This window comes from Phaeocystidibacter luteus, assembly GCF_008933115.1.
GTDB classification, from domain to species: Bacteria; Bacteroidota; Bacteroidia; order Flavobacteriales; family Schleiferiaceae; genus Phaeocystidibacter; species Phaeocystidibacter luteus.
Genome location: NZ_WBVO01000009.1, coordinates 45,968 through 58,604 on the forward strand (window position 1 = coordinate 45,968; position 12,637 = coordinate 58,604).

Sequence of the window (12,637 nt, forward strand, 5' to 3'; positions counted from 1 at the left end):
TAAGAGTGCGAAGTTATGAAAGAAAAAGCATCAATAGTCATGAGAATTAGAGTAGCACCCCCCGTATTTTTAAGCCTTTCTGTAACGGCCATGCTTGCACTTACAAGCTGCTCTAGCTCCAATGAAATCGTGTCGAATTATTACGACGATGGAATCTACTACGATTCTGAATACGGTGGTAATTGGATGGCCGCAGACCTCGGGCTCACCGAAAATGGCGAAACTCCAGGTGTCGCCGATGCTGAAACTCCGCAATCTGACCAAGCTGCTTACGACTATTACGACCCGAACAATACCGACCAACCTTTCGAAGACGAGTATTACGACAATGGTTCCGGTTTCGGCAACCAAGGATACTACGGGTCTCCCAACATTACTTTCAACTTTGGATTTGGAATGGGCTACGGATATAACCCGTGGTACAATCCATATATGATGTATTACGATCCTTTCTTCCCAAATTACGGATGGGGAATGGGATTTGGATATAACCCATGGTTCGGCTACGGATACAATCCTTATAATCCTTGGGGATTCGGCGGAGGCTACGGCTTTGGGCGTCCATATGGTGGATACGGCAGCGGATATTGCCCCGTAGGTGCTGGTCGAGGTTGGGCTTCCGACCCAGCTCCAAGAACTGGCACAGGCGGTCGTACTTACTACGGTCCAACACCAAACCGATTCAATATCCCTGGAGGTGGTAAATCTATCGGAGGTAGCGGAAAAGTTGACTTAGCTGACATGCCAACGACGGTTAGACCCGACAGAACGACATCCGACCGTGTGCTTACGCCTAAGCCACGAACAGTAGATGCTCCCGTACGCTCTACGCGACTTCGTGAGGTAAATGGCGCAAGACCTGTTAGCGCAGGAACCCCTACCGTAGGTTCTACTCCACGTTCAACTACAATTAGTGATACTCGCACGCCATCGCGCAACACTACTTCTGGAGATAGAGGTACGCTTAGCGTTCCAGCCTCACGTCCAGTGGAAGACCGTTCTACTTCTACTCCTACTCGACGCCCATCTCGAATGGGAACACCATCTTATACGCCGAGCTCACGAGATTCTGAACCCGCTTCTCGACCAAGCCGTTCGTCAAGTTCAAACGATCGTTGGGATCGCTCACGTCCATCTGAATACGATAGAGGTGGCTCTAGCAGCAGACCTTCTAGAAGCGCGACACCTAGTAGAAGCGCTACGCCATCACGTAGTGCAACACCTAGCAGAAGTACGCCTAGTAGAAGTTCAACGCCGAGCAGATCGGCTCGTCCGAGCAGGTCATACGAGCCTGCTAGCACTCCATCGCGAAGCTCAACGCCTTCAAGAAGTGCAACACCTTCACGTTCGGTGACTCCTTCTAGAAGCACAACTAGACCATCTTCTCCTACAAGAAGTAGAAGTTCATCTGGCGGTGGAGGTTCTTCTCGCAGCAGCAATACAATCAGAAGACGCTAAGAAACATCACTCAATAACCTAAGAACTCTCTATCATGCGAAGACTCGCACTAGTATTGTCATGCCTTGCCTTGTCCATTTCAAGCTGCACTTATGCGCAGAATTATGTGGATGTGATCCGATACACACGTCCGGATGACCTTGGCAGCGCCAGATACATGGGCATGGCTGGCGCCTTCTCCGCACTTGGCAACGACTTTGGAGCAGCGAGTATCAACCCAGCGGGTATCGCCGTTTACCGCCACAGCGAGGTGGGCATGACCTTGTACAACCGTAGCACAAGGACATCTAGCGAGTACTTTATGCAATCGGCCGACCAAGGCGACAACCAATTCAGGTTTTCCCAAATAGGTCTCGTTTCACATGCCAACTTGAGTGATAAATCGCACTTTAACTTTGGACTTCGATACCACCGTTCGAACGATTATGGTTTCGACCAGCGTGTAACCGCACGCAACCTGAACACAAGTATTCTAGATCAATGGGAAATACTTGCCAATGCCTTTGCTCCCAACGGAGAAGATTTAGCGAGTGTTGGATTGCTCTATGAAGACATGGCAGATGATGTTGGACTCATCGAATACCAAAACAACCAGTGGGTAAAAGGTGCAGGCACTACTTCTCTCACCCAAGATCAAACCTATTCATCGAGAGGTGGTAAAGGAGTTTTTGGAATCGATTTCGGTTATCAAACTGAGAACAGATGGAATATTGGTGGCTCCATTGAAATCCCAACATTGAGTTACGAAACCACGGAAACATATACCGAAAGCGATTACGACGCTGGCAGCAATTACTCCCGTATGGAATGGGTGAACCGCTATCAACTTCAAGGCGTTGGTGTTCAAATTAAATTCGGAGTGTTATTTACTCCTGAAGACTACGGTAGATTCGCGGCCTACATCCACACCCCTACCTGGTGGTCAATGACCCAAGAGGGAGACAGCGAAATGAGGTCGTTTGCCAATGGCGGAGGGACTCAAACGAGTTACCAACCGTTCAATCAATTCCAATGGGAACTTCAAACCCCACTGAGAGTCGGCGCTGGCTATGCCTATGTCTTTGAAAAGAAGGGTCTCCTTTCTATTGATTACTCGTACCAAGCCATGCAAAATGCCGAGGCGAGTTCAAACGAATTCCCTGGGTCTGTCGACTATATCAATGACGATCTCGAAGCAGAAGTACAAGGATGGCATGATGTGAGAATTGGTGCCGAAATGCGCGTTGACAAATGGTTCTTCAGAGGAGGGGTTCATTTCACCACTACTCCATTCCAGAATTCTGATGAAGTTGCACGACAGTATGCAGGAGGCTTCGGCTTTAAAGAAAACCTGTGGGGTATCGACTTTGCATATTCCCTACGAACTCGCCAGAATTCGTTCTATTTGTATGCACCGGAGTTGACCGACCCTGTGGATAGAACCAGTTTCGGCCACTTTATTACCGGCACTGTGTATTTCCGCATCTAGGACCCCGCCACATTCCTGTTTTTTGAAAGTTTTCGTGTAATTTGGTCTGCAGGGAAAGCAATCTATGCACTGGACCAAATCACGTTTACTCCACTTATTCGTTCTGTTCATTTCCGTAAGCTCACTTGCGGTAGGACAAGTACGTGTCAACACCAGTTTAGATTCATTACGCAAAGCCATTGAGGCCAAGCAAATTGACTCCAACACCTTCGAATATTTCGAGAAGAACATCTACTCGTTTGCCAATTACGACCCTGGTGCTACCATCGATGTTGCCGAGTTGTTGTTGAAGCATGCCGACAGTATTGGTTATGTGAAAGGTCAAGCAGACATCCACAATCACCTCGGAAATATTTATCGCGGAGCGGGTTTTTCTGACCGCGCCATAGAGCACTACCTCATCGCCATGGATGCGTTCCGTCGGGAAGGACTTACCGGGTCATTAGCCTACGAACTCATTAGCATTGGCAATATTTTTTACGACCTCGGCTCTTACGAAGATGCCGAATCGTATTACCGAGCTGTTCTCGACCTGAATGATCCTGAATACGATATCCGTGTAGCGAAGTCGGTTTCTTGGAACAACATAGGTCTGATATACGAGGAGCTCAAAGACAAGCGAAAAGCGGAAGAGGCCTACCGTTCCGCTCTTCAGCTCAGAATGGAGCTCAAGCGTCCACAGGTGAGAAACCAACTGGTTGTCCACAGTTACCAGCATTTCGGACTCATGCACGAATCCTTTGAGGAATATGAGAAATCCCTCGAGTATTTGGTCAAAGCACGGCAATTGTTGGATAAAACGGACATCGATTCCTCAACTTGGCACGAACGTAAATGGGACCTACTCAATGCCTTCAGCCGAGTAAACTACAAGAGGGAAGAATTCAGTCTGGCGCTTGCCTATGCAGATTCAGCCAACGCAGTTGCATCCAGACTTCAATGGAAGAATCACCAATCTCTTGCCCTGATTAACAAGAGCAAAGCAGCACGTGCGATGAGCAATTTTGCCATAGCTGAATCCAGCATTCGCGAAGCTTTTGAAATCACCACCGAGAATAACATCCTGCCAACTCGTCGAGATGCTCTCGAGGAATGGATCGCATTAGATATACAAAGAGGCAACTACAAGCGTGCAGTTGAGCATCAAGAATTACTCGTAGAAACGATAGACAAACTGACGGATGCAACCTCGAGCCTCGAGATAACAAGTAAAACCTATCAACAAGAGCTGAGAAACCTACGCGAAAACGCTCGCCGGAACGAGCAGTACCGCTTCATGCAGGAATCGACACTACAATCGCAGAAGCGCACCAACACCCTACTCTACATACTTGTTGGCACCCTTTTCATCTTCGGACTTACACTTAGTTTCCTCTTCTTCCAACTTTATAAGAGAAACAAACGAAGTCAAGCCGACACCGATATCATCACCAAACAGAATATCGAAATTGAAAAGGCGAACGCCAAGCTTCAAAACACCAACAACCTTCTTGAGGAATCGCTGCAGCAGAAGTCCACTTTCATGAGCAAGATGAGCCATGAGATTCGGACACCGATGAATGCTATTGCAGGACTGACGGAAGTACTCCTCGAACAAAAGCTTACCTCCGACCAAGAACAGTTGGTTCGGAACATTAACCACAGCTCTCTCAGACTTACATCTTTAGTGGACGACATCCTTGACTACTCTAGGTTGGAGGCCGGACGTGTTAAGCTTCAAGAACGAAACTTCAACATTTCTGAACTCGTAACCGAAATCAGCGAACTGAACACCCAGCGCGCGAAGACCAACAATTCGATTATACACCTCAGAATTGATTCAACCATCCCCGAACTCGTTTTTGGCGATGCGGATAGGCTTGGTCAAATCTTGAATAATCTCGTTTCAAATGCAGTGAAATTCACCGAGAATGGTCACGTTCACTTGCGTGTTTTTGAAGATGAAAAAAACGAGAAAAGATGTCGAATTGGCTTTGAGGTTGAGGACAATGGAATAGGAATACCAGCCGAACAGATCAACCACATCTTTGAAGAATTTCAACAAGGATCTACTGACATACACGCCCGATTTGGCGGCACAGGACTTGGTTTAGCCATCTGCAAGCAGCTCGTCGAATTGATGAATGGTGCCATCAAGGTAACGAGCGAAGAAGGCAAGGGATCGACTTTCTCTTTCTCCATTCCTTTCGAAATTGGTCATACTCAGGAGGTGCGCGAGCAGCGAGACAGAGCAAATCTGAATGGTCGGAAGCTACTTCTTGTAGAAGATGATAAGATGAATCAGTTCGTCGCTGAGAGGCTCTTGAAACCTACAGGCGTGGTGGTGACCATTGTGGATAACGGTCAAGAAGCTGTTGATATATGTGCGAAGGAAGAATTCGACATCATATTAATGGACATCCAAATGCCAATTATGGGCGGCATGGAGGCTGCAACGAGGATACGAAGCGAAAGCATGAACACTTCTACACCAATTCTTGCACTCACGGCTGACGTCCAGACAGAAACAAAAGAAAAGGCAATTGCCTCAGGAATGAACGAAGTGGTTACTAAACCGTTTCAATCTCACGAACTCATTAACGCCATTTCGGAGCTCATTTCAGCAACATCGTAAAAGCGTTAATCTATTCGATTGCTTAACTTCAACGAAATCATAAAGTTGACTTATGAAGAAATCCCTACTCCTCCTCACATCACTTTGCATAGCCACAGCAGGTTATTCGCAGAGTGAAGAAGATTGGTACATGGATGATGTCCGCCTAAGCGGAATGTCCTTCAGAAATATTGGTCCAGCAACCACTTCTGGCCGTATCGCCGATCTCGCCGTAAATCCCTACAACCCGAGTGAATACTACGTTGCCGCAGCTAGCGGCGGCGTGTGGAAAACATCAAACCACGGCGTTTCATTCAGCCCAATTTTCGACGGACAAGGTTCCTACTCTATTGGCTGTATCACCATCGACCCAAACAACACAAATGTACTTTGGGTAGGGACTGGTGAAAACAACAACCAACGTTCTGTTGCCTACGGCGACGGCCTCTACAAGAGTGAGGATGGCGGACGTTCTTGGAATAAAGTTGGACTCGAGAATTCCGAGCACATTGGCATGATTGCCGTTGACCCTACAAATTCCGACGTAGTATATGTTGCGGCTTATGGTCCGCTTTGGAGCGCCGGTGGCGACAGAGGGTTGTACAAGACAACAGACGGTGGCGAAACGTGGGATAAGGTCCTCGAAATATCCGAGCACACCGGCATCAATGAAGTACACCTCGACCCAAGAAACCCCAATGTGATTTACGCTACCGCGCACCAGCGTCGACGTCACGTTTGGACTTATATATCTGGCGGACCAGAATCTGCCATCTACAAGAGTACAGATGGTGGCGAGAGCTTCGATAAACTTGCAGGCGGTTTGCCCAGTGGCGATGTCGGTCGCATCGGTATGGACATCTCACCGGTGAATCCTGATGTACTCTACGCATGCATTGAGGGTCACGGTTTTTACCGCTCAAACAACCGCGGTGCGAGCTGGAGCAAGATGAGTGGTCACGAAACCAGCGGAAACTATTACGTTGAAATATTCGCCAGTCCACACGACTTGAACACCGTTTATTCCATGGACACCTACGCCGCTTTTACAACAGATGGCGGTAAGACGTTCAACCGCGTTCCTGAAAGAGGAAAGCACGTGGATAACCATGCAATGTGGATTGACCCGAGTGATGCACACCACTTCCTTATGGGATGCGATGGTGGCCTATATGAAACTTGGGACAATGCCTCTACTTGGCACTTCAAGCCCAACTTGCCTATCACGCAATTCTACCGAGTGGCTGTAGACAACGCCGAGCCATTCTACTTTGTATACGGTGGAACACAGGACAATTTCAGTTTGGGTGGTCCGTCTCGCACAACACACGACCGAGGTATTGTAAATAGCGATTGGTTTGTGACGAACACCGGCGACGGCTTTGAGAGTCAAGTTGACCCTATGGATCCTAACATCGTTTATGCACAGGCGCAATACGGTTGGTTGGTACGATATGACAAACTTAACGGCGAAACGGTGCCGATTAAACCGGATGTTCCAAGAGGCGAAGCTCCTCTACGCTGGAACTGGGACGCCCCGCTTTTGATTAGTCCGCACGATAACAAAACCCTGTACTTTGCAGCAAACCGTGTGTTTAAGTCAACCGACCGAGGTAACTCTTGGTCTCTGATTTCCCCAGATCTATCTCAGCAAATTGACCGCAACGAACTACCTGTAATGGGTCAGGTTTGGTCAATTGACGCCATAGCCAAGAACAAGTCAACCACCATCTACGGAAACATTGTTTCTCTATCTGAAAGCCCAGTAACTCAAGGATTGATTTATGTTGGAACTGACGATGGATTGATTCAGGTTACAGACAATGACGGTCAGAACTGGACGCGTTACAACACCTTCCCAGGCGTGCCGGCCAACACGTATGTAAATGACCTAGATGCTTCGCAGCACGACGATAATGTAGTGTATGCCGTGTTCAACAATCACAAGAACGGCGACTTCAAACCTTACGTAATGAAGTCGACAAACCGTGGGAAGAATTGGACGAACATCACGGCAAATCTTCCCGAGAGAGGCAGCGTGTATGCGCTTGCGGAAGACCATGAAGATCCGAACCTTCTGTTCGTAGGAACTGAATTTGGCGTGTACTTCACAAATGATGGAGGAGCACATTGGAAGAAACTTGGAGCAGGCCTGCCAACGGTTGCAATACGCGACATCGACATTCAAAAGCGAGAGAACGATTTGGTTCTCGCATCTTTCGGTAGAGGATTTTACGTACTCGATGATTACTCACCGCTTCGTCACATGAGCGAAGATGCTTTTGATGGAGATGCAACTATTTTCCCGATCAAAGATGGATTGGCGTTTATGACGTCGAATCCAATTGGATATGGAGCACCAGGCTTCTTGGGAGCATCCTATTATATGGCCGAAAACCCGCCTGTTGGTGCAACGTTTACCTATTACATTGCCGAATCAGCAAAGTCACTTACGCAAGAAAGACAGGAAGCTGAGAAGGACATGGAGGTAATCAGCTATCCATCTGCGGAGGACATTCGTGCAGAAGACCGTTTCCAGTCACCGTACATCACTTTTGTGATTAGAGATATGGAAGGAAACGAGATTCGCAGAATGAATACTTCTGATGGTTCTGGCGTTCGTCGTTTCACTTGGGATGGGCGCATTGCTAGCAACGGATACTTGTCAACAGGAGGCGCTCCTATGACTAATTCCGGCACAGTTGGCTTGGCACCGGAAGGCACCTACTCAGTTCAGATTTACAGAACGGTGAATGGCGAAACGGTTCAACTTTCAGACGCTGTTCAGTTTGAATTAACGCATTTGTCGAATGGTTCCATCCAGGGAGATGCAGTTGAAATTGCGATGTTCCAGCGTGAGGTTGACAAAGCTTATCGCGATTTGAACGCCATCAGCAACGAACTCGATCGTCAGATGGAAGTTGTAGAACAGCTCGAAGCAGCTATCCGCAATACGCCGGGTGCTCCAATGGAACTTCTTGCCCAGCTTAGAACGTTGAGCAACTCGCTGGCTGATATGAACATTGACATCAATGGCGATGCAAGTTTGACGAGAAAAGAATTCGAAACTCCAACTTCGTTGGGCGACATCCTTGGCATTACAGCTTGGGGTAGTTACTCAACTACAAGCGGTGTTACACAAACACAGCGCGACGGACTTTCTACCGTTCAGGCTGAATTGTCACAACTCGTTGATGGTTTACAAACCACGGGAGATCAACTCTTGATTATCAAGCAGCAAGCTTATGATGCGGGCGCGCCTTATCTCGAAGGTGACTTACCACAGCAGGATTAAGACTGATTCATCACAATGAAAAAACCCCGTCGAGGCACATAGCAACGACGGGGGTTTTCTTTCGTTGAAATATCTAAATCAATACGTATAAACGAAGGCATTCACATTCATTCCTGCGCCTACGGAAGCAAAGAGTAGGGTGTCGCCCTTCTTCAGGGTGTGTCCGTTGTAATCCGTTTTTCTAACGAGGTCGAATAATGTTGGTACCGTAGCAACGGAACTATTCCCAAGCCAGTTGACTGACATTGGCAATACATTCTCTGGAATCTCTCGTATACCGTAAAGTCGATAGAAGCGATCTACCACTGCGTGATCTAGTTTCGCATTGGCTTGATGCATGAAAATCATGTCGAGGTCTTTGGCCTCTACGCCTGCGTCATCCATAGCCATCTTCATGGCCTTTGGAACTTCTTTAAGTGCAAACTCGTAAATCTTTCTCCCTTTCATTTTGATGAAGCGCTCATCTGGGTCTGCCCCTGGCTTCTCGCCTGGACCTGCGAACAAGTAATATGCCTCTTCCGCAGCTTTATTCATCACGGCAGATCCAATAATACCTGGCTTGTCGGAAGCCTCAAGGATGCATGCTCCTGCGCCATCGGCGAAGATCATCCCGTTTCGATCGTGCGGATCCAGCGCTCTTGACAGCATCTCACACCCCACTACAAGGGCACGCTTAGCCTTACCAGCTTTGATATACATCTCCGCCAACAGAACGCCCTGAATCCAACCGGGACATCCGAAAAGGATATCAAATGGAACGCAGGCATCATTCTCAATTTCTAAGATATGCTTGATACGCGAAGCTAAGCTGGGCAGAATATCGCTGCGGCCAGTGCCTTTGTCCATATCTCCAAAGTTGTGCGCTGCAATAATGAGATCGATTGAGTTTGGATCGATTCCAGCTTCTTCAATGGCCACCTTTCCCGCAGCAGCCCCAAGGTCGGAAGCTCGCTCCTGGTCACTCGCATATCGACGCTCTCCAATGCCGGTAATCTCTTCGAACTTCCTCAGAAGATCTGGCATCGGCATAGGATACAATTCACCCTTTTCGTCGTAAAACTCGTGATTGGTAAAGTCCTCATTTGTTACCCTTTGGCTGGGAAGGACATGCCCTGTGCCTGTAAATTTGACGTACATACTCTCGTTTCAGGTTAGAAGTACCTATTCTATGTTGTAGTTAAGCTTGTCTCTTGGCGTTGGGAACAGCAAGTTTCAATTTTTATTTTGAACAACAAGAGAATATTGCAAAAATATTACGCATGCATAACCAATTTATGAAGTAAGTATACCTGCAACAAAACGACTACCTTTGCAAACTCAATACGAAGTACTGCGTTAAGTACAGAAAGAATAAGGGCATGAGCCAAGACAACAATAAAACTTCCGTAATGGATGAGCTCTATGAAAATGTAGGTGATGCACACCTAAGCTCATCGACGGATACACCGATGCTTCCGGGCGCATTTGATAAGTCGGATGACGATAAAATGCAGGCCATTGAGGAGCATGTAAAAGGTATTATGGAAACGTTGGGACTCGATCTTGAAGATGACAGTCTCCGAGGCACTCCTCGACGCGTTGCCAAGATGTTTGTGAAGGAGACATTCGGCGGATTGGATCCGAAGCGAATGCCAAATCTTTCCACTTTTGACAACAGCTATCAGTACGGCGAGATGTTAATCGAAAAGAACATCACCGTTTACAGTACATGTGAACACCACCTCCTCCCTATCGTAGGTCGTGCTCACGTAGGCTACATCTCCAACGGAAAGGTTGTCGGCCTTAGCAAGATGAACCGAATCGTGGATTACTATGCCAAGCGACCACAAGTTCAAGAGCGCATGACACGTCAGGTTGTAAAAGCCCTGCAAGCTGCGCTCGGCACAGAAGACGTTGCTTGTGTTATAGATGCCAAGCACCTATGCGTGAATTCGCGAGGTATCCGCGATATCGAAAGCAGTACGATCACTGCCGAATACGGTGGTAAATTCAAAGATGAAAAAGTAAGAAGAGAGTTCCTCGACTTCATTCGAATGGAAACTTCCTTCGGAGCCTAATATCAACCTCATTTTTCCATGGCCTTATACGAGACCAACGAGCTGAAAATCTACAACAGCGTTTCAGCCAGCAAAGAGAACTTCGTTCCGATTAAGTCACCTTTGGTAGGTATGTATGTGTGCGGTCCAACCGTATACAGCGACGTACACCTCGGGAACTGTCGCACGTTCATCTCTTTCGACATGGTCTTTCGTTACCTTCAACATCTCGGTTACAAAGTGCGTTACGTCCGCAATATCACGGATGCTGGTCACCTTGAAAACGATGCCGACGAAGGAGAGGACAAGATTGCTAAAAAGGCACGCCTCGAGCAGCTTGAGCCCATGGAAATTGTTCAGCAGTACACCGTTGGTTTCCACGATGTGATGGAGCGCTTCAATGCCTTCCCTCCTAGTATTGAGCCTACTGCCACTGGACATATCGTTGAGCAAATCGAAATGATCAAAGAAATCCTCGAGGCCGGATTGGCTTACGAGGTGAATGGTTCGGTTTACTTCGACGTTGAGAAATACAACAAAGAGAAGCACTACGGAAAGATCTCAGGTCGGAAGATTGAAGAGCTTTTCGAAGGTACGCGTGACCTTGACGGACAATCCGATAAGCGCAGTTCACTCGATTTTGCCCTCTGGAAGAAAGCGAGCCCTGCACACATCATGCGCTGGCCTTCTCCGTGGAGCGTCGGCTTTCCTGGATGGCACCTAGAGTGCTCGGTGATGTCAACCAAATACCTCGGTGAGTCATTCGACATTCACGGTGGTGGTATGGACTTGAAGTTCCCGCACCACGAATGTGAGGTGGCTCAAAACCAAGCGGCTCATGGTCACGACGGGGCCCAAACGTGGATGCACGCCAACATGCTTACGCTGAACGGGAAGCGCATGTCGAAATCTACCGGCAACACGCTACTGCCATACGAACTCTTTACGGGCGATACGCCAATCTTGGAGAAAGGCTTCCACCCTTCCGTAGTTCGGTTCTTCATTCACCAAGCGCACTACAGAAGTGTGCTGGACTTCTCTAATGACGCACTTGTGGCGGCAGAGAAAGGCTACCTCCGTCTCATGGAGGCCATCGACAGCTTGGAAAGAATTGAGCCAGGCTCGAGTTCTTCGTGGGATGTGAAAACGTGGAGGCAGGAGTGCTACGACGCGATGAACGACGACTTTAACAGTCCGATTTTGATCGCAAAATTGTTCGATGCGGTGCGCCAAATCAACAGCATGGTAGACGGCAAAGCGTCACTCACAGCTGAAGATCTCAAAGTCGTTTCAGACACTATCCACGGATTCGTATTCGACGTTCTTGGTCTACAAAAAGTAGCGGGCGCCAGCGATTCAGAAAGTGGAATAGACTCTGTGATGAACGTATTGATCGACCTTCGTCAACAAGCTCGCGCTGACAAAGACTTCGCGCTTTCCGATAAAATCAGAGATGAGCTAGCGGCGAAAGGCATCATTCTAAAGGACGGAAAAGACGGCACCACTTACACGATGAAATCGTGATAAAAGCCATTACATGGGTATTGAGCTTGCCTTTGTTGGCGCTAGTATTCTTGTATAGATATGTGGTAAGTCCGCTGACGCCTCCAAGTTGCAGACACACTCCCACCTGTTCACAATATATGGGCGAGGCCATTGTAGAATGGGGACCGTTAAAAGGCTCTTGGTTGGGATTGAAAAGACTTTCTAAATGTCACCCTTGGGGAACTTGGGGATACGATCCAGTACCCAAGAAGCCCAAATAGAAAGCGGCTACGGAAGGCGGC

The 12,637-nt window shown here is 47.9% G+C and carries 8 protein-coding genes; 7 read left to right on the plus strand and 1 reads right to left on the minus strand.

What is annotated here, in order from left to right; translation table 11 throughout:
- Positions 1 to 39 precede the first annotated feature (39 nt).
- The 4 genes from F8C67_RS10895 (at position 40) to F8C67_RS10910 (ending at position 8,814) form a co-directional block, all read left to right on the plus strand.
- Complete coding sequence (locus F8C67_RS10895; protein WP_151667882.1) at positions 40 to 1,458, plus strand: hypothetical protein; 1,419 nt, start codon at positions 40 to 42, stop codon at positions 1,456 to 1,458.
- A 34-nt stretch (positions 1,459 to 1,492) separates the two neighbouring features.
- A complete protein-coding gene (locus F8C67_RS10900) occupies positions 1,493 to 2,926 on the plus strand; it encodes an OmpP1/FadL family transporter (protein WP_151667883.1) in 1,434 nt (477 codons plus the stop codon).
- Between the two features lie 64 nt (positions 2,927 to 2,990).
- The gene (locus tag F8C67_RS10905) at positions 2,991 to 5,540 is read left to right on the plus strand and encodes an ATP-binding protein (protein ID WP_151667884.1); all 2,550 of its coding nucleotides are present in this window, start codon (positions 2,991 to 2,993) and stop codon (positions 5,538 to 5,540) included.
- 52 nt (positions 5,541 to 5,592) lie between these two features.
- Positions 5,593 to 8,814: a VPS10 domain-containing protein gene (locus F8C67_RS10910; protein ID WP_151667885.1), complete on the plus strand. Its 3,222-nt coding sequence runs from the start codon at positions 5,593 to 5,595 to the stop codon at positions 8,812 to 8,814.
- Positions 8,815 to 8,892: 78 nt separating this feature from the next.
- Here F8C67_RS10910 and F8C67_RS10915 read toward each other — a convergent pair whose 3' ends face one another.
- A complete protein-coding gene (locus F8C67_RS10915; protein ID WP_151667886.1) occupies positions 8,893 to 9,951 on the minus strand; it encodes a 3-oxoacyl-ACP synthase III family protein in 1,059 nt (352 codons plus the stop codon).
- Between the two features lie 221 nt (positions 9,952 to 10,172).
- On the opposite strand from F8C67_RS10915, the gene folE reads away from it, so the two are divergent.
- From folE to yidD, 3 genes are read left to right on the plus strand one after another with little or no spacing between them, the layout of a single operon-like run.
- Positions 10,173 to 10,871, plus strand: a complete 699-nt coding sequence (gene folE / locus F8C67_RS10920) for a GTP cyclohydrolase I FolE (RefSeq protein WP_223277554.1) — start codon at positions 10,173 to 10,175, stop codon at positions 10,869 to 10,871.
- A gap of 18 nt (positions 10,872 to 10,889) precedes the next feature.
- Entirely contained in the window at positions 10,890 to 12,374 is a 1,485-nt protein-coding gene (gene cysS, locus F8C67_RS10925; protein WP_151667887.1) for a cysteine--tRNA ligase, read from the plus strand.
- Entirely contained in the window at positions 12,371 to 12,616 is a 246-nt protein-coding gene (gene yidD / locus F8C67_RS10930; protein ID WP_317132321.1) for a membrane protein insertion efficiency factor YidD, read from the plus strand. Before cysS ends, yidD begins: the two co-directional genes overlap by 4 nt.
- The last annotated feature ends 21 nt before the right edge of the window (positions 12,617 to 12,637 follow it).

Bases quoted from the DNA above. Each gene is read 5' to 3' on its own strand.
- cysS (WP_151667887.1), top strand. From the start codon at position 10,890: ATGGCCTTATACGAGACCAACGAGCTGAAAATCTACAACAGCGTTTCA.
- F8C67_RS10895 (WP_151667882.1), top strand. From the start codon at position 40: ATGAGAATTAGAGTAGCACCCCCCGTATTTTTAAGCCTTTCTGTAACG.
- F8C67_RS10900 (WP_151667883.1), top strand. From the start codon at position 1,493: ATGCGAAGACTCGCACTAGTATTGTCATGCCTTGCCTTGTCCATTTCA.
- F8C67_RS10905 (WP_151667884.1), top strand. From the start codon at position 2,991: ATGCACTGGACCAAATCACGTTTACTCCACTTATTCGTTCTGTTCATT.
- folE (WP_223277554.1), top strand. From the start codon at position 10,173: ATGAGCCAAGACAACAATAAAACTTCCGTAATGGATGAGCTCTATGAA.
- F8C67_RS10915 (WP_151667886.1), bottom strand. From the start codon at position 9,951: ATGTACGTCAAATTTACAGGCACAGGGCATGTCCTTCCCAGCCAAAGG.
- F8C67_RS10910 (WP_151667885.1), top strand. From the start codon at position 5,593: ATGAAGAAATCCCTACTCCTCCTCACATCACTTTGCATAGCCACAGCA.